Source organism: Trinickia symbiotica, from assembly GCF_002934455.1.
GTDB lineage: Bacteria > Pseudomonadota > Gammaproteobacteria > Burkholderiales > Burkholderiaceae > Trinickia > Trinickia symbiotica.
Genome location: NZ_PTIR01000011.1, coordinates 1 through 20,541 on the forward strand (window position 1 = coordinate 1; position 20,541 = coordinate 20,541).

The following is a 20,541-nucleotide window of genomic DNA, read 5'->3' on the forward strand; positions in this document are numbered from 1 at the left end:
TTCAACGCCAGTCCGGCAATTGACGCGCCCGGCTGCAGGCAGGCGTCAATCAGCTTGCGCTTACCCTCAGCGTCAAACTTGCGCTTGCCTGCCGCCGTCACGCCGGTCACCCGCAGGGGAAGGAAATCAACTTCGTTCTGTGTCATCGGTTGCGTCCGCAAGTTGTAGTTGCGGACGCAAGCCTGCGCTCGTTCAGCTTCCGATTCTAGGTGCGCTTAAATTCGCGCTTACGGTCGAGCGACTGCGGCTAGCCAAAACACTACCTAGAAACGCCCCGGTATTACCTCGTTGCTGGCAATTGAGGCGCCGCGTTCAGCGCGGCGTCCGAGGCCCCTTTTTGCCCGCATTTTTTGCGAATCCCCAGAAGCGTGCCGAGCCCGTACGGCAGCTTCTGGCTCGTCGCATGCCGATTTTCAACAGCAAGTCCAACTCCAAGAGGAAAAGCACCATGCGCAAACAGACTCTCCCAGCGGTCTTCAGATTAACAGGATGTATGCGCTGTCGGGCAATCCGGGCAATTTCGCTACGAACCGTTCATACAGCGTCGGCGCGACCTACGCGAATGGTCCGTTGCATCTGGGTGCGGCTTACGTGATGCTCGATCATCCGGCCACCGACACGACAGGCGCGATTCCATCCGACAACTACTTCACGTTTCTCAAAGGTATCAGCCGGCAGCGCATTTACGGCGCGGGCGGACTGTACGACATCGGTAATGCCAGCGTCGGGCTCATGTACACGAACACCCGCTTTGAACTGACGCCCGCGAGCCAGTATCAGACGTACCAGAACGCGGAAGCGAGTCTGCGCTACCGCATCACGCCCGCGTTGCGTGCCGCGGTTGGCGAAACCTATACGAATGTATCGACGAACGGGAAGGTGGATTCAAACCGTCAGAACGCCGAGCACGCGCGCGAAGCGACGCGACTGGCCTCCGAAGCCTTGCAAGCCGCACACGAAGGCGATGGCGCAACCGCTCGAATGCTAGCGACGATGAATGACATCAGGGACGGTTCCGCGAAAATTTCCGAAATCATGACATTGATCGAGGCTATCGCGTTCCAAACCAACATTCTCGCCCTAAACGCGGCGGTTGAAGCGGCGCGCGCCGGCGAGTCTGGGCGCGGCTTCGCCGTGGTTGCCGGCGAGGTTCGCACACTCGCTCAACGCTCGTCCAAGGCAGCAAAGGAGATCCGAGCACTGATCCGCAGTTCCTCGTCGACGGTGCAGTTGGGTTCAACTCACATGGAAGTGGTCGGCCACACGATGGCGAATATCACTCGCGCTATTCGCCTTGTAGCAGATATCAACGCGGCGATTTCGGTGGCATCCTGTTCAGACTGCGCCGACGAACCCTCATGGGTGTTCGGCGCTAGGAACGAGCGGAACCGCGTTGACGATAACGATCCAGCGTCACCGCACCGACGATCACGAGCCCCTTGACGATGTACTGCCAAATATCCGACACGCCGAACAGCACCAGACCGTTAGATAGCACCGCGATGATCAGTGCGCCCACCAGCGTCCCGACGATCGAGCCCACACCGCCGACGAAACTCGTGCCGCCGAGAATCACGGCAGCGATGGCGTCGAGTTCATAGGACTGCCCGAGTTGAAGGCCGTTCGCCGCGTAGAGACGTGCCGCTGACATCACTGCGCCGACTCCAGCGAGCAGGCCGGAGATCGCGTAGACGAAGAGCTCAATGCCCCATACGTTGATGCCAGACAAGCGCGCCGCTTCCGGATTGCCTCCGACCGAATAGATGCGCAGGCCTAGCACGGTGCGGCGCAGAATGAACCACGAGACGATGACTACGGCGAGCGCGATGATGACGAGCCATGGCACGCCGAACAGCGTGTCGTTGCCGATAAAGGCGAATGAGAGCTGCGGATTGAAGATGGTCGTGTCGTGCCCGATGAGTCGTGCGATGCCACGCACTGCGGTGAGCGAGCCGAGCGTCACAATGAAAGGCGGCAGCTTGAGCAGTGCGATCAGCAGGCCGTTGATGACGCCGAAGCCGAGCCCAACCGCGAGCGCTGCCGGAAGGCCGAGCCAGCCGAGGCCCGAAATGTTCGAGGCCAGCAGCGCTGTGACGGCCGCCGCCGACAGCACCGAGCCGACCGAAAGATCGATGCCGCCCGTCAGAATCACGAAGGTCATGCCCGCCGCGAGCACGATGTTGATCGAGGCCTGCTGCGTAATGATCGACAGATTTTGGATGCTGAAAAAACCGTCCGTCAGAATGCCGAACCCGGTGCACAAGAGGATCAGCACCGGCAGCATGCCCGCCGTTCGCATCAGCGCCTGCATTCGTTCCTTGTGCTCGATGCGCGTCTTGCGCTGCGCCGTGCCCTCCGCCTTCGCAATGGGTGCACTGCCCGTTTCGTGATGTTTCGACGCGTTAGCCATGTCTCTTTCCAGATATGCTTTCGTCAAGCCAACGGCTCGGCCTTCGAGCCCGTCGCCAGTTCGATAATTGCTTCCTGTGAAATCGGCTTGCCTGAATGGCCGCCGAGTTCGCCCGCGATTTCGCCTTCGCGCATCACTAGCACGCGGTCCGCCACGCCGATCACTTCCGGCAGTTCGCTCGAAATGACGATCACGCCCACGCCCGAGCGCGCCAGGTCGTTGATGATTCGATAAATCTCTGACTTCGCGCCGATATCGACGCCGCGCGTAGGCTCGTCGAGGATCAGCACTTCCGGCTTCGTTTCGAGCAGCCGCGACAGCAGCACCTTCTGCTGATTGCCGCCCGACAGCGCGCCGACATGGACGCGCATGTTCGGCACGCGAATGCTCAGCGCGGCGATTGCGTCCGTGGCGCGCGTGTTGCCGCGCGGCAAATCCATCACGCCCATCTTCGCGTCGCGTCCGGCAACCGTGATGTTGATGTTGTCGCGAACGCTCATGTCGAGGAACAGACCTTGTCCCTTGCGGTCTTCGGTGAGATAGACGAGGCCCGCGTCGATGGCGTCGCGCGGCGTGCGCAGTCGCAAGGGCTTGCCGTGCATCGACACTTCGCCGCGCGTCTTTTCTGCCGCGCCGAAGATAAGGCGCGCCAGTTCCGTGCGCCCCGCGCCGACGAGTCCAGCGATGCCGAGCACTTCGCCCTTGTGCAGATCGAGGCTGCAACCTTTCACGCAATTGTCGTCGGCGATATCGCGCACGGACAGCACGACGTTGCCAGGATCGTAGCGCGCGTGCTCCTTCTTGTAGAAGCCGGAGATATCGCGGCCGACCATCATCTTGACGAGGCTTTCGGCGGAGAGTTCGTCGCGCATCAGCGTGCCGATGTACGAGCCGTCGCGCAGCACGGAGACACGATCGCTCAATTCGTAAATCTCGGCCATCCGGTGACTGATGTAGATGATCGCGATACCTTCCGAACGTAACTGGCGCACGAGCTCGAAAAGCCGGCCGGTTTCGCGCGACGATAGCGGCGTCGTCGGCTCGTCCATCACGAGGATGCGCGCGTTGGCGTGCACGGCGCGCGCGATTTCGACGAGTTGCCGTTCCGCGATCGACAGATCGCCAACCAGCGTATGCGGTTTGAACGGCGCGCCGAGGCGCTTCAACACGTCCTCGCAGCCGCGCTCCATGCCCGCGCGATCGACGAGCCTGCCGCGCCGCAGTTCGCGCCCTGCGTAAATGTTCTCCGCGACGGACAGATTCGGTGCGAGACTCAATTCCTGATAGATCACCGAGATGCCGAGCGAGCGAGCGGCAAGAGGTCCGGCGATGGCGGTGGGCTGGCCATCGATTAGAATCTCGCCGCCCGCATCGGCCTGATACGCTCCGGACAGAATCTTCATGAGCGTGGATTTGCCCGCGCCGTTTTCGCCCATCAGCGAATGCACTTCGCCGGGATAGACTGAAAGACGCACATCGTTCAGCGCACGCACACCGGGAAACGTCTTGCTGATGCCTCGCATTTGTAGCAATGGCGTACTCTTTCGCGAACGAACCGGGGATTGCGAAATCAACATGATCATCTCTTTTTTGTGCCGACGCACTGCGAAGGTCTGCTATGGCGACACGTTGGGTAAGCCAACTCGAACAGTAGATGACGACTCCCTCTTCCATCGGACAGGACGGAGAGATGACTCGCTGATATGTTCAAGCGGCTTATCGTGGCGCGGTCCACCCTTTGTAACTACCGACGTTCTCACGAGTGACCAGCGTCGAAGGCATCAGCGTCATCTCGCGCGCGGGAGCCTTCCCATTCATGATGTCGTAGCCGATAGAAATCGCCTTCTGAGCCATCAAGTATGGATCTTGACTGGCCGATGCCTGGATGAGCGAATCGGATTTCAACGCTGCTTCGACCTCGGGAGAACCGTCAACGGACGTTATGACGATACCGCTTCGGTGAAGCTGCTTCGCAGCTAAGTCGCTACCGATTGCCTGAGGATCGTTGATTGCGAAGACTGCATCCAGCTTGGGGTAGCGCGTCAGATAGCCCTGCATGACGTTCATCCCCCCTTCTCTCGACGCTTTGCCATCTTGATCGTCGCTGAGAACTTTAATACCCGGCGCCTTCGCGAGCACAGACTTGCAGCCTTTTACCCGGTCAACGATGGATGAGACCTGGGGCCCATTTTCGATGATCATCGCGCCCTTCCCGCCCAACTTCTTCACGATGTAGTCGCAAGCGAGCTCTCCTGCTTGAACATTGTTGGTCTGAACCGTAGCGTTTGCGCCAGCAGATGCGACATCGACCGCCATGACTACGATTCCGGCAGCGCGCGCCTTCCTGACCGCCGGTTCGATGGCCTTCGGGTCTACCGAATTGAGAAAAATCATGTCGACATGTGCCGAAATGAAGTTGTCAATCTGAGTGAACTGCTTATTCAAATCGTAGTCCGCGGAGACGGCGGTCAGCTTAACGTTCGGGTTGATCTGTTTTGCCTTATCTTCCGCCCCTTGGACGAGCAATGTCAGATAAGGATTTCCAAGCGAGCCGACCGTCGCGCCGATGGAGGTAAGCTTTCTTTCGTCAGCGTGAGCACCGCTTGACGCAATGCCAAAGGCAATTGCAACGCTCGCGACGACAATCTTCGTTTTCAACATATTCGTCTCCTAAAGACCAACAAGTGTCAACAATTGGCTTGGACGAGCTACGGCTCTGCCAATCGCATTAATTTAAGTGGCTACCGGCGGTCAGCCGCGCGTATGACTCCAACAACAAACTGATTTTCAGAATCTCGAGCGATTCCAACCCTGCCCCCAAATTGCCATGCAGATGAACTTCGGCTGCGCGCGTAACTCGCAGACCAAACCTAACGAGTTGAAGATTGAACGCGCCGTCAGCCGTTAAACTGGCTTACTTGCAATTCGCAGAAATTGCCGACTGCAACGCTCGAAGCCAGCACGTCACGGCGACTGCGCCACCGTCTGGCGAACCGACCGCCCGTTCTCCGAGGTAGCTGGCTCGGCCGGCACGCGGTTTCATGTTCGCAGTCTGCTGAGTGCCATCCTCCGCCGAGGCGACGGCGGAACGCCATGCCCGCGCTGCCGGTTCCCCCGCATGCAGTTTTTGCTGGAATGTCGTGACTGCGGGTATGAGCGCATCAAGCATTGTGCGATCTCCAGCTTTTGCTCCGCCTAGATCACTGATTGCTTGGACAGCGTCTTCGAAGGCTTGAGCCCAATCACTCGCACTCGGTTGATCGACCTCGCCGAGGCGACGTGAGGCACGAGCGAGCGCCGTCGCGTAGAACGGGCCTGAGCTCCCCGCGATCGCGCGACGCAGTGCAGCGCTGAGGGCGGCAAGTCCATCGCTGGGTGACGAAAGCGCGCTCTCGGGTATAGCCATGATCGCCTCAGCGGCCCGCTTCATGCTCATCCCGAGATCGCCGTCACCAGCAATAGAGTCGAGCTCGGTCAGACGAGGCTCGTTTTCGCGCAGCGCCTCTGCAACGGCTACTAGTGCGGGTCTGAGAACGGCCGCCCAACGCTGCCCACTCTCGCCGCAATTTACGTTAGCCGCCTCGCGCCCCTTGGCTGGCGATTCGATACGAATACTTCGATTTACCTGACCGCCGCGCGGCCACGCGTGCGCGTCGGTCGCCGCATCGAGCAACTTGAGCCGTGCGCCGTCAACGCGGAGAATCGAAATTGAGCAGCCCGGCATGTTGAGCGCCGAAAGTAACGTTCCCGACCACGCCCGTTCGACGATGATCCCACGCTTGTTCAGCAGCTCGTATGCAGCGCGAAGAACGACGTCGAGCTCCATTTGAGTGGTGGCACCAAGCCCGTTGATGAGCAGCGCGACCTGCTCCCGCTGTGAGATCTCCATATCATCGACGATATTGGAAATCAGCACATCGACAAGCTTGTCGGCAGGCAGCGGTACGGTGCGCTCAACACCCTTTTCGCCGTGTATCCCCAAACCAAGCTCGATTTCATTGTCCGCAAGGGTGAATCCCGACGTCTGCGAGCCAGGCAGCGTACAGCCGTCGAGCGCAACGCCCATCGTTCCAAGATCGGCCGCTGCCCCGCGTGCAGCTGCAGCAACTTGCTCGAGCGACTGACCTTCGGCCGCTGCGGCGCCAGCAATCTTGTGCACGAGTACAGTCCCGGCAATGCCGCGTCGACGATCGCGCGTCGTGTGCCGGCGCAACGAGACGTCATCGGCGACAATCACCACCTCTACGGGGATGCCTTCTCCGCGCGCAAGCTCCGCTGCGAGGCCAAAGTTCAACCGATCGCCGGTGTAATTTTTGACGATGAGCAGCGCACCCTGCGGACCCGCAGTTGCGCGGATGGCCGCGAGCACCGCGTCTGTTGAGGGAGACGTGAACACTTCCCCGCACACTGCCGCACTCAACATTCCCGCGCCAACGTATCCACCATGTGCGGGTTCATGGCCGCTTCCACCGCCCGAAATGATCGAGACCGGACGACTGGAAACTTCTTGTAGATCTCTGCGGACAAGAACGTTCTCTTGGCCAAGAATGGCCACACCGGGCGCCTGGCGTGCAATGCCTTCAAGCATCTGCCGTACTACGTCGGACGGGTTGTTGAGGAGCTTTTTCATGGCAACCTTTGAGGATCAGTGACGTTCAGTCGGGCGTAACGGGTAGTTAGGCGGCACGGACCAGCGAGGCCCGGTCTTCTTCAGCGATCTCGGCGAGGAAAGAGCGCTCGCCTTCCGGGTTGAAGGCATGCGGCGTGTCCTCCTTGTGCTTGAGGGTGATCGACTGTCCCAGTTCTAGACCAGGCTGTCGCTCAAACTGAGCCATGACGATCGCGCTGCCAGTTGAAACCTGAATCATGACCTGTGAGCCAAGCGGCTCGATGAGTTCGATCTTGCCGCGCACCCAACCACAACCTTCCAGCGGTCCTGCTTCTGCCGGAAATAGATGCTCCGGCCTGATACCGGCAATCATTTTGTGCGAGTCGGAGCGCGCAAGAGCTTTGGCAAGACGATCCGACGTACGTAATTCGAAGCCGGGACCACGCAAGACTTTGCCATTCTCCTCCGACGTCGCATACAAGAAATTCATGGCCGGACTACCAATGAAGCTCGCAACGAACTTATTGACTGGTTCGTCGTAAATGCGCTGCGGCGTGTCGATCTGCTGCGCAACGCCGTTGCGCATGACAACGACGCGATGCCCCATTGTCAGCGCTTCCAGCTGATCGTGAGTAACATAGAAAGTTGTGACTTTTAGACGACGGCACAGTTTAATGATTTCGCCGCGCATATCGACGCGCAGTTTGGCATCGAGATTGGAAAGCGGTTCGTCCATGATGAAGATGCGCGGCTCTCGCACGATCGCTCGACCCAAGGCGACGCGCTGACGTTGTCCGCCCGAAAGTGCGGCGGGCTTGCGATCCAGATACTGCGACAGCGCAAGCGATTCCGCGACTTGCCGAACACGCTGGCCGATACGCTCTTTCGACCATTTCCGCACCTGGAGGCAGAAGGCGATGTTGTCGTAGACGGTCAGATGCGGGTACAACGCATAGTTCTGGAAGACCATCGCGACATCACGCTCGGTCGGCGACAATTCGGTCACGTCCGCACCATCGATAAGAATCTTTCCGGACGACACCTCTTCAAGGCCAGCAATCATTCGCATGGTCGTCGATTTGCCACAACCGGATGGTCCGACGATAACGATAAACTCGCCATCTTTCGTCGTGAGGTTGAGCGCGTCGACAGCGTCAACGCCTGCAAACGACTTCTTAATGTTCCGCAATTCGACGACAGCCACGATAGTCTCCTAAAATTGCAACCGGCCCAATCTTCAGCCGTCATCCCGAGCCATTATTCGGCTGGCGCTCCCTTGCTCTCGCTAATGAACCGCGTGGCACCAGCATGGAGTCGTTCGTAAGCGTCTTGCCATTCGGGAACCGGCTGAACGACGCGGGACTTTCTTGAAAACGGCTCGCATATAAGGCTCGGTCCCAGCGCATCTCGCGCAACGAGCGCAACGCCTAGCGCGGTCAACTCATCTTCTTCCACTGCGAATACAGACTCTCCGAAGATGCTTGCCCGCAGTTGTAGCAGCGCATCCGAACGGGCCCATCCTCCCACGGCGTAGATTGGGCTTGCTGCCGCCCCAGCCTTTTGAATCGCTTGGCGCATACACTTGGCGTAGAAACACGCTGCTTCAAGAGTCGCCCGCAACTGTTGAGGATCAGCCGTGCCCATAATGTCTGTTTGACGCCGGATTGCACGATCTATCGCCTCTCGGATATCGGGTAATGCACTCGGCGCCCCCCGCGCGCGGGAACTGGCGAGGAACGCTCGTAACGACGCACCGGAGTCTGATGCGCGGAACGGCTCGATCGACGCCGCGAATTCGAACACACCAAGGCACGCTACTCCCGGAGTACCCAAGGCAGGAACCGAGAAGGCGACGTAGGGGTCGCCATGCGGCTCAAGCGCAGGAACCTCGTCGTAGACCAAGTTCGCTGTCCCGAGCGAATCAATCATCGCGTGCTGCTTCAAACGCCTTACGGCCGAGGCGGCAATTGGGTGATCATGGCCGCCCGCAACCAGAAGCGTGGACTGAGTAGCGGCCCCGCTTTTCAGCAGGCAGCCTGTAGCGACGGTACCAATAACAGTGCCTGCTGTCACAACCTTTGGCAGATCTGGCGCACCACTGGCTTCGAGCAAGCCAGAAATCCATGTACGGGAAAAGACGTCATAGCACGCTGTGCGTGCAGCAAGCGTCTGACTCATGAACGGAGTTTGGCCCCACCAGACAGTCGGATAGTCAGTCAAGGCGATCCAGAAGCTTGCCTCCCGCATTGCATTCGCGCGGTTCGCGCGCAGCCACGACCATTTCGCTGCAGTACGCGAGTAATCGATCGGTAGCCCAGCTCGAATGTCGTCTCCGGTCAACTCTCGTAACGTTCGAGCCTCTTGCTCGGCCCGCCGATCAAACCAAGGAATGGCAAGATCCAGCGGACGCAGATCTCGTCCGACCGCCAACCCGTCTTCGCCAACGCCAGTGACGGAAATTGCGGTCAAGGGCACCTTTGTACCAACAGCTTGCCAGCCCTCAATCACTAGCTGCTCAAGTTTCTCAACCAGGACCATCGCGTCTGTTACTGGCCCAAAGCCTTGCATAACCCGTGGGACCGGGATGGCTTTGGTCCAGAGCGTCTGTGCCTGACCATCGACCAATATGACTTTCAGATTGGTCGAGCCCAAGTCAATCCCACATAGAAGGACGTCCATTGCAGGAGTCACGGTCGCGCTCACTCTCGTTCCTAGCTCAAGGCGGCAAATGTCACGATTAGTCGAAGCGCAGTTGCGTTTTGACCGCGCTGCTCGATGCCATTTTCTGGACGGCCGCACCAAAATCCCACACTGAGTACGTCTCGCCGATGAGCTTGCCGGCGGGTTGCGCAATGTCGTACATCAGATCTACCGCTGCAGGGAATTGGTTGGCCAAAGAGTTCGACCCAATGATGCGTAACTCGTGCTCGTAAATCGTGAACGGATTGACTTCAACAATTGCCTCGACGTTGTGGACGCCTACCTGCACCAACACGCCCGTCTTGCGGATGTGGTTGAGAGCCATGCGCAAGGCCGGCATCGCGCCAGCGGCTTCAAAAACGACTTCATATCGCTCGTCGCCGAGCTGTTCAGGCGTCGCAACTTTGTGCGCACCGACGTCCACGGCGATCGGGTGCTTGCCCTGGTTCGGATCAATCACCGTTACTTCCGCCGCGCCGTGGTGCCGTGCGATGATCGAAGTGAGCAATCCCATAGTCCCTGCACCGATCACGAGCACTCGCCGATCCCTGACGCCTTGCGATGATTCAACCGCGTGCAGCGCACAGGCGAGCGGTTCTATCAGAGCGGCCACTCCGTAACCGATGCTCTCTCGAACCACATGAGCGTTCTGTCCCGGAACCACGACCTGTTCAGCGGCGGCACCTGGGCGCCCTACTCCGATGGGGGTGAGCGCGTTGCAAAGATGAGGCTTGCCCTCCTTGCACCATTCGCACGCGCCGCACGAAACGTTGGGGTTGACCGCGACAAAATCGCCTTCCTTGATTCCCTTGACTTCACGGCCGGCCGCGACAACGTGGCCAGCGAACTCGTGACCAGGCGTGACCGGATAATTGGTTCCAGGAAAGCCGTGCTGGCAAATATGAAGGTCCGTTCCGCAGATTCCGCATGCGACCGGTCGGACAACAATTTCCCTATCCTTGGCAATCGGCGCAGGAAGCTCGATGACGTCAATCTTGTGGTTACTTTCAATACGGACGGCACGCATTGCTCAACCTCAATGGATGTATTCAGTTATGGCGTTTATCGGACCGCCCCAAATGTCAGACCTCGCGTCAGGCTCTTTTGAGCGAGCCAACCAGCTGCCACGACCGGAATATTGAGCAGCACCGCGACAGCCGCGACTTGTGCCGTGTACAACTGTCCGAAGCTCAGGAACTTCTGCAAGAAAACAGGAAGGGTGCTTGACGTCGTCGTCAAATTCACAGCAAGGAAGAACTCGTTCCATGCAAAAATGCCGCACAACAACGCTGTTGACGCGAGTCCAGGCATGATGAGCGGGACCACCACCAGCAGGAGTTCCCGGAAGAAGCCCGCGCCGTCGACGCGAACCGCCTCAAAAATTTCGACTGGAATCTCGATCATGAAAGATCGAATCATCCACACAGCAAGGGGCAAGTTCATCGACGTGTATACGATGACGAGGAGCGAGACCGAATTCAACAATCCCAGGCTTTGCGCCACAAGGTAGATCGGGACGATGCCAGCCGCAACCGGCATCATCTTCGTGGAGATCAAAAAGAAGAGCACATCGCGCCATTTTTCGACCGGTCGCACACATAATGCGTATGCCGCGGGCACTGCCAAGCAGATCACAATCGCCGTGGAGACGCCAGTTGCAATCACCGAATGCAGAGCGAAGTCGAGGAAATCGTTGTCGAAAATGCGCGCATAGTGCTCCAGCGTCGGGCGGAAGATCAGCAGCGGCGGAGAGCTCACCGCGTCCTGTTCCGTCTTGAAGCTCGTCAGCACCATCCATGCAATCGGCGCGAACATTGTGAGCGCACCGCCCCACGTCAGAACACTCAAAAGGATGTCGAAAGAAGCGCTTATAGTCTTGCGGCTCATTATCGGCCCCCAGCACGGAAGATCCCAGCGACGACTTTAAGCATCGGCATCACAAGGGCGATCGCGATCGCGAGGGTTATGACGCCGTAAGCGGATGCCTGACCGAGATCGAATGCGCTGAAAGCTTCAAGATAGACGTAGTACGAAAGATTGGTCGTCGCGTAGGCTGGGCCACCTGCCGTCAGCGTCGCAATGGCCGCAAAGTTCTCAAGAACGTACATCGATGCGAGGAGCGCAGTCAGCTCGAAGAAAGGGCGCAGGTGAGGCAGCATTAACCGTCGGAAGGTGAGCCAACGACCCGCCCCGTCAATTGATGCGGCTTCCGTCACTTCGACCGGGAACGATTGCATCCCTGCCAGCAGAATGAGAAGAGCGAACGAGGCCCACTGCCAAGCGGTCAAGATGATGATCGATAAGCGCGGATATTCGCTGACCCAATTGAGCTTCCCTAGGCCCAGCGCCGACGTCGACCATCCGAGCAATCCGAAAGTCGGATCAAAAAGACCGGCCTTCCAAAACAGCGCCGCTGCAACAGGCATGACGAAGAAAGGCGTGATCGCCAGCGTTCTAGCAATTGCACGGCCCCGAAAAGTGCGGTGCAATCCAAGCGCGAGCAGCGTTCCGACAACAATCGCGCCGACGACGATACTGATCGTCATGAACGCTGTGTTCGCGATCGCCTTCAGGAACACCGGATCCGAAATGGCGTCGATGTAGTTGTTCAAGCCGACGAATCGCTTCGCACTTGTAGACACCAGATTCCAGCGAAACAGGCTATAGAAAGCCGTGATAAAAAATGGAGCTTGCGTGACGGCGACCACGACGATCACCGCCGGTAACAATGGAGCTCTGCGCAACCAGGCCTTTCGCTGTTGCTGCTTGTTGCGCCCTACCGCACGAGTCTCGTCGGTCGGGACAGCATTTGCACTTGAGTAAGCCATGAGCATCTTCCCAGTTTGTTTCCGCCGGTGCCGAGCGTACTTGAGCGCTATTCGCACCGGCGATTACCACATCAGCTTCCGCTCGTGGTTATTTGATGTAACCGGCGTCTTGCATGATGTCGGTCATCTTCTTCTGGGATGCATTGATGGCCTCATCAACCGTCACTTGTCCGCTAATCGCACCTGAGATTTGCTGTGACGTGAAGTCGCCGATTTGCTCGAACTCCGGGATATCTACGTATTGAACACCCGAGTACGGAACCGGCTCGATCGTGGGACGCAGCGGGTCGGCCGAATTGATCGACTGGAGCGTCAAGTCGCCGAACGACGCAACGGCCTTCTTATATTCGGGAATCTGGTAAGTCGAAGTCCGCGAACCGGGCGGCACTTGGCCCCAACCGGCTTTTTCGCCTGCCAACTTGATGTATTCCTGGCTCGTGAGCCACGAGATCAGCTTCCATGCTGCGTCCCGGTTCTTACTCGTGGTAGGAATCGACAGACCCCACGCCCACAACCAGCCCGAAGCCTTTGTTGCCTTCACCGGGGCCATCGCAAAGCCGACGTTGTCCTTCACGCCCGGACCCGCTTGATCGAGCACCGGGCCTGCAAAGACGGTGTCGTCGTACCACATCGCCGCATGACCTTGCGAGAACAGCTGCAGACACTCCTGCCAGCCGTCTTTCGCCGCGTCCGGTTGGCCGTGCTGGCGAATCAAGTTCACGTAGAAATTGATAGCGGCTTTCGATTCGGGTTCGGAAAGTGCGGGCTGCCACTTTTGATCGAACCAGCGACCGCCGAATGTGTTGATTACGGTGGTGAGCGATGCGAGGTTTTGGCCCCAGCCGGGAACGCCGCGAAGACAGATGCCGGAGACACCAGCCTTCTTGTCGTCCAGCTTCGCCGCAAACTGAGCAACCTGATTCCAAGTAGGTGTCTCGGGCATTGTCAGACCAGCTTTTGCAAACAGGTCCTTCCGATAAAACATGAATGAAGACGAACCGTAAAACGGCGTCGCGAACAGATTTCCCTTATAGGAAACCAGATTGCGGATCGGCCTCAGAAGATCCCCTTCGTTCCAGGCGGTGTCCGCCTTAGCGTACTGACTGAGGTCGACGATCCAGCCCTTCTGTGCCCACAGCGGCACTTCATACGCGCCGATCATCACCACGTCGTATTGGCCGGACTTCGTTGCGACGTCCTTCAGCACGGCGGGACGCAGCTGATTTTCCGGAAGCGTCTGAAAGCGAACCTTGATATCCGGGTATTTCTTCTCGAAGTTGCCGATAAGCTTCGCCGCGGTCTGCATTTGCGGGTTGGCGGCGAGCGCAACTGTCAGTATGGTTTCGCTGTATGCAAGCGTTGCAAATCCCAATCCCAAAGAAGCAATGAGGCCGGTTTGCACAGCGAGCAAGCGCAGTCGAGCCGAGTATTTCATTTAGTACTCCTAATTTATTGGGCGGGTACGCCGGTCTGTTCGGCGTAGTACGTTGGACCTTAGTCGTTGTTCAAACCTGCCTGCGCGTCTACCGTCACCTTCACGACGTCACTGCGCAGCCATGACGTATAGAAATCAAAAGGCTTGCCGTCGGCGCCCCACGAGACGGAGGTCACGAGCAGCAGCGGTGAGCCAGCTGGCACCTCTAGCAGAGCGGACAACGGCTCAGTCGCCGCTACTGCCTCGACGCCACGGCGAGCACGGGTCACGTCGTAACCTGCCGCCCTCAGGGTGCGGTTGAGCGAGGCACCGCCGGTCAACGCTTCGCTGGAGCGCAGGACGCTTTCGATTTCCAGCAACATATAGTTGACCGAGTACAGCGCCAGCTCACCGTCGAGTCGGCGCAGTCGAGCCAACTTGAAGCCACCGCTACCCGATTTGAGATCCAGCGCTTGCGCAACGTGATCCGGCAAGATGCATCGCTCAGCTTCGAGAACCTTCGTTTCCACCGAACGGTGCTGTTCAACTTCCACTTCAAAGAAGCCCTCAGCAACTTGTAACGTCCAGCCGGATTGCGCCTGGTCCGCCACGAAAGCCCCCCGGCGCGGCACCATTTTGATCCTGCCTTGGTCCGCCAGATGTCGAAGCATCTCGCGCACCGTCGAGCGTGCCAACTCGTAGTCACGGCAAAGATCGCTTTCAGAGGGCAGCCGGTCGCCGGGCGCATAGTCGCCGCGATCGATCGCTTGCTCCAGCAATTGCGAGAGCTGCAAATAGTAGGGAACCGGCGATGAGCGGTCGATTCCCGGCGCAAGCGGAGTAACGGCTTTCATATCGGTTCGTGATGTAGGTGTTGTACGTACAAGATGGAGGCGAGTATAGGCGTCGCGAAATCGAAAAAGAAGATGGGGTTCTCACCTACTTTTGTACGTTCTGTTCGTGTGTATCATACGGTACGTCTTGTACGTACAACACGTACACTTTTCCAACTGGGTCGCTTCGATTTAGCTTTCGCACCCAAATCTTCGCTAGGGACGCTCTTATGTCTATGGAATACCGCCTTCGTCGTACGCTGCCCAGTAACCGTGTGGCGATCATCATGCCGGTCGATCACGGCCTTATTTTTGACCGCATCGAAGGCCTCGAGACGCCGTCCGCGCCGTTTGCCGCGTGGGGCGAGAGCGACGTGACCGGCTTCATGATGACGCCGGGCCAAGTACGTCAAACTGCGCGGTACTTTGCAGCTCACCCTCATCTCACGCGGGTTCTGACGATCGACACCTACTACGACTACCGGAACCTGGATGGCGGCGGCTCACACGGCCTGATCACCAATGTGGAAGAAGCTGTTCGTATGGGCGTCGACGCAGTCAAAATGTTGTTCCCCTGGAACATGTCTCGTGCTGAACAAGTCGCCATGTGCACGCGCGTCGGGCAAGTGGTAAACGAGTGCAATCGCTGGGAGATCCCGCTCGTGCTCGAACCGGTCATCATAGGTGCGCCGCGTACCGAGGAAGTCATCAAGCAGGAAGAGAAGGTCGCGCGCATTGCTTACGATTTGGGCGCGCACGTCATCAAGATTGCATTCCCCGGCGAAGAGCGCACCAAACGTCTCGTCGACGAATTGAAAGTACCGCTGGTCATCGCAGGCGGCCCGCTGACTGGCACCCCTGCCGACACGATCGATGCGGTCGCGCAGACCATTCGTTCGGGCGCGCGCGGCGTGATCGTTGGCCGCAACATCTGGCAGCGGGAACGCGCCGAGGGTCTGCAGGTCCTGTCCGAAGTGGCCAAGTTGACCCGCGCGCAAAAGTTCAACGACTGAGCTCTGCCGCCAAAGATGCTCGAACTCGCGCAGCCTCCTGATCGAGCGCTGCGCCGGTTTCAGTTCCGCGTACGCATCACTCCCACTCGGCATCAACGTTTCCTGCGTTCTCCTTCTCGCGCCAATACATGCTCGGCGCATTCAAGAAGCCCGTTGATCAAACGTGCGCGAGGCGATGCCCTGTGCCAAAGCACACCAAAGCGCCGCGGTTCAGTCTTGCTCGGTAGTACCATCCTTGCGATGGCGAGCCCCGCTGTCAAAGGCGAGATGATGTCCGGTACGAGCGACACCCCGAGCCCACGGTCGACCATCATCGCGATGGCCGTCAGCGAATTCAGTTCGAACAACTCGTGCGGAACGATTTTCGCCGCGCGGAGGTATTGATCAGCTTGCTTGCCGCCGCCGAGCGAACGGTCATAGCGAATAAATGGCTCGCGGCGCAGCAATTCGTGCGGTTCCTCATCCTTCATTCGCAAGGGCGCCAGCACGACAATCGGCTCCTCGCGCAACAGATGCCAGTCATAAGCCTTGGGGAGCGCAAATGCCGGATGAAGGCAGATCGCCACATCGAGGTCTCCGCGCTGCAGCGTCTCGTACAACTCCATCGACGTCCCTGCACGGATCAGTACCTTGGCTCGAGGAAACGCAGCCGCGAAGTTTGCAAGCACGTCAGGCAAGAGGCTTAGGAGCGCCGTGGTAATCGTGCCGATCCGCAACTCACCCGCCGCTTCGCCTTCCAGCGCGAAGGCCTTGAGTTCCGAGCATTCACGCACGAGTCCCCGCGCCTTGTCGATCACGCGATGCCCGGCTTCCGTGGGAATGACCGTGCGCCCGGCGCGCACGAAAAGCGACACGCCCAGTTCGCGCTCGAGCGCTTGAATCTGCTGGGCGACGGCCGCCGGCGTCACACCGATACGACGCGCCGCTTCGGCCATTGAACCGCTATCGACCACGAGCAGCAGATTGGCGAGAAAATCGATGTCCATGAAGATAGTTTATCTATTATTTGAAGATAGACGTAGATAGTTCATCTAAATCCATAACAGTCTTAGACTCCTTTCCAGACATAGAAGGACTGGAGACATGAGAAGCAAGCTCTTCGTGCCGGCATCGCGTCCGGAGCTTTTTGCCAAGGCGTTCGCGAGCGCCGCCGATGCGCTGTCCTTTGATCTGGAGGATTCAGTCGCCGCCGAACGCAAGCAGCAGGCGCGCGATGCGCTTTGCGAACTGCTGCGCTCGAACGAGATTGCCGGCCATACGAAAGTGCTGATCGTTCGCGTGAATGCGTTGGACACGCCGCATTTCGCCGCCGACATTGACGCCGTGGTTCAGCAAGGCCTGGAATACATCAATCTTCCGAAGCCCGAGACGGTCGATGACGTTCGTGCGGCCGCATCGGCGATTGAGCGGGCGGAGCGGGCGAACACCATCAGCCGGCCCATAAAACTGCTGCTTAACATAGAGTCGCCGAAAGCGTTTCGCCACGCAGCCGAACTGGCGAGCGCCCATCCGCGCGTGGCGGGGCTGCAACTGGGTCTCGGCGATCTGTTCGAGCCGCTCGGCGTCGGTCGCGGTGACGTGGCCGCAGTCCAGCAGGCCATGTTCGGGTTGCGTATCGCGGCGGGCGAAGCCGGCGTCTTCGCCTACGACTCCGCATTCGCCAATATCAAGGACGAAGCCGGCTTCCGCGCCGAGGCGCAACTCGCGCGATCGATGGGCTTTCTCGGCAAGAGTTGCATTCACCCGCGCCAGATCGCGCTCGCGAACGAGGTCTTTCGCCCCTCTGACGAAGACATCGCGCATGCGGTGCGTGTCGTCGAGGCGGCGCGCGACGCTGACGCGAAGGGCATCGCCGCCTATGTGGTCGACGGCCGCATGATCGATCCTCCTTTCATCGAACGCGCACGCGCGCTCATCGCCCAGGCACAGCGGCTCGGCTTGCTGACGGGCGAACAGCGCCTCGCACTCGCAAGCGCGCATGCCGAAATCTGCGATGCGCAAGCACGCTGACTCACTCGAACGGAAGGAGAATTTCATGCAAGCATCGGCCAATCACGCCAGTGCCGCGAGCGCGGACCCGCTCACGGGCGTGCGCGTGCTCGATCTGAGCGCTTATATCGCCGGCCCGTACGGATGCACGCTGCTCGCCGATCAGGGCGCCGACGTCATCAAAATCGAACCGCCCACGGGCGACAATCTGCGCAAATATCCGTCGACGCTCGAAGCAGAAAGCCGCGCATTCCTCGGCGTGAATCGCGGCAAGCGTGGCCTCGTGCTCGATCTCAAGCAGCCGGAGGCGCTCGCGGTGCTGATGCGCCTTGTTGAAGCCGCCGATGTGCTTATCCACAACTTTCGCCCGAGCGTGCCCGAGCGGCTCGGTATCGCCTATGAGCAGTTGCGCGCGGTCAATCCGCGCCTGATCTATTGCGCGGTGACCGGCTACGGCGACACCGGCCCGAACAAGGACAAGGCGGGATACGATCAGGTGCTGCAAACGATGACGGGTATGTGCACGCTGCAAGGCAAGCGCGGCGGACCGCCCGAGATACTGTACGGATCGGTGGTCGACTACTACGCTGCCGCCCTCGTGGCGGCGGGTGTGTCGTCGGCGCTCTTCGAGCGCGAGCGTAGCGGCGCCGGACAATATGTCGGCGTATCACTGTTGCGCAGCGCGCTGGCGATGCAATCGGCTCGCATGATCTGGGCCGAGGGCGAACCGAAGGACATCAGCCGCGACATGCGCTCTGGCGGCATCACCGGCATCCATCCGACACGCGAAGGCTATCTGTACATTTCGGCCAACACGCCGCATTTCTGGCAATCGCTCTGCGAGAAGACCGGCCTAGCATCGCTGGCGCAGAACGAACGCTATGACTCGGTACGCAAGCGCGCACTGCATTGCGACGAAATCATTCCGCAGTTGCACGCTGCACTTCAGGCGCGCACCGCGCTCGAATGGGAAGCGCACTTCGGCGACGCCGTACCCTGTGCGGCCGCGCGCAGTGTCGAAGATATGTTCGACGACCCGCAAGTGTTGGCGGAAGACATGGTGACCCGCTTCGACTATCCGGGCATCGGCACCTATCGCGGCATCAAGCATCCGATTCGATTCGGCACAACGCCTGGACGCGATCCCGCAGCCGCGCCCGCATTCGGCCAGCACTCCGATGCGCTTTTGCGCGAGTTCGGCTGGACGGACGACGCGATCGAGTCGCTGCGCGCGAAGCGCGCGGTGTTGTGAGGAGATACGCGATGCCGTTCGATCTACCCGCGCACGCGTGCGACTTTTCTGATCGGCCCGGTGGTCTACGGCGGGCGCTGTTGCTGCTGGTCTGACGGACGCGCATGAACAAATCGAACGGAGACAGACGTATGGAATCAGCGACGACTCAACCAACACGGGCACACGCCCATCCTAAATCGCTGACGGAGCGCTGGTGGGGCCTGTTCGACACGCGCGTCGGCGCGCTGCCCGTACCGGTGTTTTTAGCGCTATTGGCCGTGCTCGCCGCGATGACGCTAAAGGGCAAGCTCGCTTCGGACCTGCCCACCGGTATTGCGCTGGTGGCGGTCGGCGGTTTCGCATGCGCCGAACTCGCAAAACGCATTCCGTGGATTCGCCACATCGGCGCGGCATCGATTTTCGCAGCGTTCATTCCGTCGATGCTCGTCTACTACAAGCTGATGCCCGCGCCAGTCGTCAAGGCGGTCACCGACTTCACGAAGAGTTCCAATTTCCTCTATCTCTTCATCGCGGCGATCATTGTGGGCAGCGTACTCAGCATGGACCGGCAGACGTTGATTAAAGGCTTCGTGCGCATTTTCATTCCGGTTGCGAGCGGCTCCGTGGTCGCGGCCCTCGTGGGGACTGGCGTGGGCGTTGCGCTCGGCATGCAAGCAAAGCACGCGCTTTTCTTCGTCGTCGTGCCGATCATGGCGGGCGGTGTCGGCGAGGGCGCGCTTCCGCTCTCCGCGGGCTATGCGCAGATTCTGGGTGTCGAACGAGGACCGCTCTTTGCGCAGGTGCTCTCGGCCGTCATGCTCGGTAACATCGCTGCAATCTGCTGCGCGGGTCTGCTGAGCTACCTCGGCGCACGCAAGCCCAGTCTGACCGGGAATGGCCAACTCACCATCGCCGGATCGGCTGAGGACACCGCCCACGCGGCCGCGCCTTCGTTCGAATTCGATGTGAGTTCGGTCGCCGCAGCGGGTGCGACGGCGATCACGCTCTATCTGCTCGGCGTGCTGAGCCATCAACTGTTCGGCTGGCCCGCTCCGGTCGTCATGCTGGTGCTCGTGGTCGCGGCGCAGTGCTTTCAGGTGGTGTCGCCGCGCGTGCGCGGCGGGGCACGCTTCATGTATGGCTTCTTCTCGACGGCCGTCACCTATCCGCTGATGTTCGCCATCAGCGTCGCGATGACACCGTGGGGCGAAATTGTCACCGCGTTTCAGTGGATCAATATCGTGACGGCTGTGTCGACGGTGCTTGCGCTGACTGCGACCGGATTCTTCGTTGGACGCATGGTAGGGATGTATCCCGTGGAAGCGGCGATCGTGAACGCGACGCATAGCGGCCTCGGCGGCACCGGCGATGTCGCGATCCTGACAGCCGCCAACCGAATGGAGTTGATGCCGTTCGCGCAGATCGCGACGCGCATCGGCGGCGGCGTTACCGTGATGACCGCGCTGGCCGTGTTCGCTTACTTGCGTTAGGCATGAGGCGGCGCACCCAAG

Annotated in this window: 17 protein-coding genes and 1 pseudogene; 5 read left to right on the forward strand and 13 right to left on the reverse strand. The window is 59.5% G+C overall.

Annotated elements, in window-relative coordinates:
• A pseudogene (locus B0G57_RS16515) lies at positions 1-146 on the reverse strand (IS66-like element accessory protein TnpA); the annotation flags it as partial.
• 142 nt (positions 147-288) lie between these two features.
• On the opposite strand from B0G57_RS16515, the gene B0G57_RS32135 reads away from it, so the two are divergent.
• Complete coding sequence (locus tag B0G57_RS32135; protein WP_269845391.1) at positions 289-1,443, forward strand: porin; 1,155 nt, start codon at positions 289-291, stop codon at positions 1,441-1,443.
• Here B0G57_RS32135 and B0G57_RS16525 read toward each other — a convergent pair.
• The 11 genes from B0G57_RS16525 to B0G57_RS16575 all read right to left on the reverse strand — a co-directional run bounded on the left by B0G57_RS16525 (position 1,373) and on the right by B0G57_RS16575 (position 14,815).
• Entirely contained in the window at positions 1,373-2,410 is a 1,038-nt protein-coding gene (locus tag B0G57_RS16525; protein WP_026230340.1) for an ABC transporter permease subunit, read from the reverse strand. The two genes, B0G57_RS32135 and B0G57_RS16525, sit on opposite strands and share 71 nt — an antisense overlap.
• Positions 2,411-2,433: 23 nt before the next feature.
• Complete coding sequence (locus B0G57_RS16530; RefSeq protein WP_189595342.1) at positions 2,434-3,933, reverse strand: sugar ABC transporter ATP-binding protein; 1,500 nt, start codon at positions 3,931-3,933, stop codon at positions 2,434-2,436.
• A gap of 193 nt (positions 3,934-4,126) precedes the next feature.
• Positions 4,127-5,071, reverse strand: coding sequence for an ABC transporter substrate-binding protein (locus B0G57_RS16535; protein ID WP_018444244.1), 945 nt, complete (start codon positions 5,069-5,071; stop codon positions 4,127-4,129).
• A gap of 253 nt (positions 5,072-5,324) precedes the next feature.
• The gene (locus tag B0G57_RS16540) at positions 5,325-7,040 is read right to left on the reverse strand and encodes a dihydroxyacetone kinase family protein (protein ID WP_026230338.1); all 1,716 of its coding nucleotides are present in this window, start codon (positions 7,038-7,040) and stop codon (positions 5,325-5,327) included.
• A 46-nt stretch (positions 7,041-7,086) separates the two neighbouring features.
• The gene (locus B0G57_RS16545; RefSeq protein ID WP_018444242.1) at positions 7,087-8,223 is read right to left on the reverse strand and encodes an ABC transporter ATP-binding protein; all 1,137 of its coding nucleotides are present in this window, start codon (positions 8,221-8,223) and stop codon (positions 7,087-7,089) included.
• 53 nt (positions 8,224-8,276) lie between these two features.
• Entirely contained in the window at positions 8,277-9,722 is a 1,446-nt protein-coding gene (locus tag B0G57_RS16550; protein ID WP_223258694.1) for an FGGY-family carbohydrate kinase, read from the reverse strand.
• 34 nt (positions 9,723-9,756) lie between these two features.
• Complete coding sequence (locus B0G57_RS16555; protein WP_018444240.1) at positions 9,757-10,746, reverse strand: alcohol dehydrogenase catalytic domain-containing protein; 990 nt, start codon at positions 10,744-10,746, stop codon at positions 9,757-9,759.
• 35 nt (positions 10,747-10,781) lie between these two features.
• Positions 10,782-11,606, reverse strand: coding sequence for a carbohydrate ABC transporter permease (locus tag B0G57_RS16560; RefSeq protein WP_026230337.1), 825 nt, complete (start codon positions 11,604-11,606; stop codon positions 10,782-10,784).
• Positions 11,606-12,547, reverse strand: coding sequence for a carbohydrate ABC transporter permease (locus B0G57_RS16565; protein WP_026230336.1), 942 nt, complete (start codon positions 12,545-12,547; stop codon positions 11,606-11,608). Before B0G57_RS16565 ends, B0G57_RS16560 begins: the two co-directional genes overlap by 1 nt.
• Positions 12,548-12,635: 88 nt before the next feature.
• A complete protein-coding gene (locus tag B0G57_RS16570) occupies positions 12,636-13,982 on the reverse strand; it encodes an ABC transporter substrate-binding protein (RefSeq protein ID WP_018444237.1) in 1,347 nt (448 codons plus the stop codon).
• Between the two features lie 59 nt (positions 13,983-14,041).
• Positions 14,042-14,815 (reverse strand): GntR family transcriptional regulator, encoded by a 774-nt coding sequence (locus tag B0G57_RS16575; protein WP_018444236.1) that lies wholly within the window; start codon positions 14,813-14,815, stop codon positions 14,042-14,044.
• A 209-nt stretch (positions 14,816-15,024) separates the two neighbouring features.
• On the opposite strand from B0G57_RS16575, the gene B0G57_RS16580 reads away from it, so the two are divergent.
• A complete protein-coding gene (locus B0G57_RS16580) occupies positions 15,025-15,807 on the forward strand; it encodes a class I fructose-bisphosphate aldolase (RefSeq protein ID WP_026230335.1) in 783 nt (260 codons plus the stop codon).
• A gap of 92 nt (positions 15,808-15,899) precedes the next feature.
• Here the strand turns inward: B0G57_RS16580 and B0G57_RS16585 are convergent, their stop codons facing one another.
• Positions 15,900-16,793, reverse strand: coding sequence for a LysR family transcriptional regulator (locus tag B0G57_RS16585; RefSeq protein WP_018444234.1), 894 nt, complete (start codon positions 16,791-16,793; stop codon positions 15,900-15,902).
• A gap of 97 nt (positions 16,794-16,890) precedes the next feature.
• Between B0G57_RS16585 and B0G57_RS16590 the strand changes: the two genes are divergently transcribed.
• The 3 genes from B0G57_RS16590 (at position 16,891) to B0G57_RS16600 (ending at position 20,520) form a co-directional block, all read left to right on the forward strand.
• The gene (locus B0G57_RS16590) at positions 16,891-17,817 is read left to right on the forward strand and encodes an HpcH/HpaI aldolase/citrate lyase family protein (RefSeq protein WP_018444233.1); all 927 of its coding nucleotides are present in this window, start codon (positions 16,891-16,893) and stop codon (positions 17,815-17,817) included.
• Positions 17,818-17,842: 25 nt separating this feature from the next.
• Positions 17,843-19,048, forward strand: coding sequence for a CaiB/BaiF CoA transferase family protein (locus B0G57_RS16595; protein WP_026230334.1), 1,206 nt, complete (start codon positions 17,843-17,845; stop codon positions 19,046-19,048).
• Positions 19,049-19,179: 131 nt separating this feature from the next.
• Positions 19,180-20,520, forward strand: a complete 1,341-nt coding sequence (locus B0G57_RS16600; protein ID WP_018444231.1) for a 2-hydroxycarboxylate transporter family protein — start codon at positions 19,180-19,182, stop codon at positions 20,518-20,520.
• The last annotated feature ends 21 nt before the right edge of the window (positions 20,521-20,541 follow it).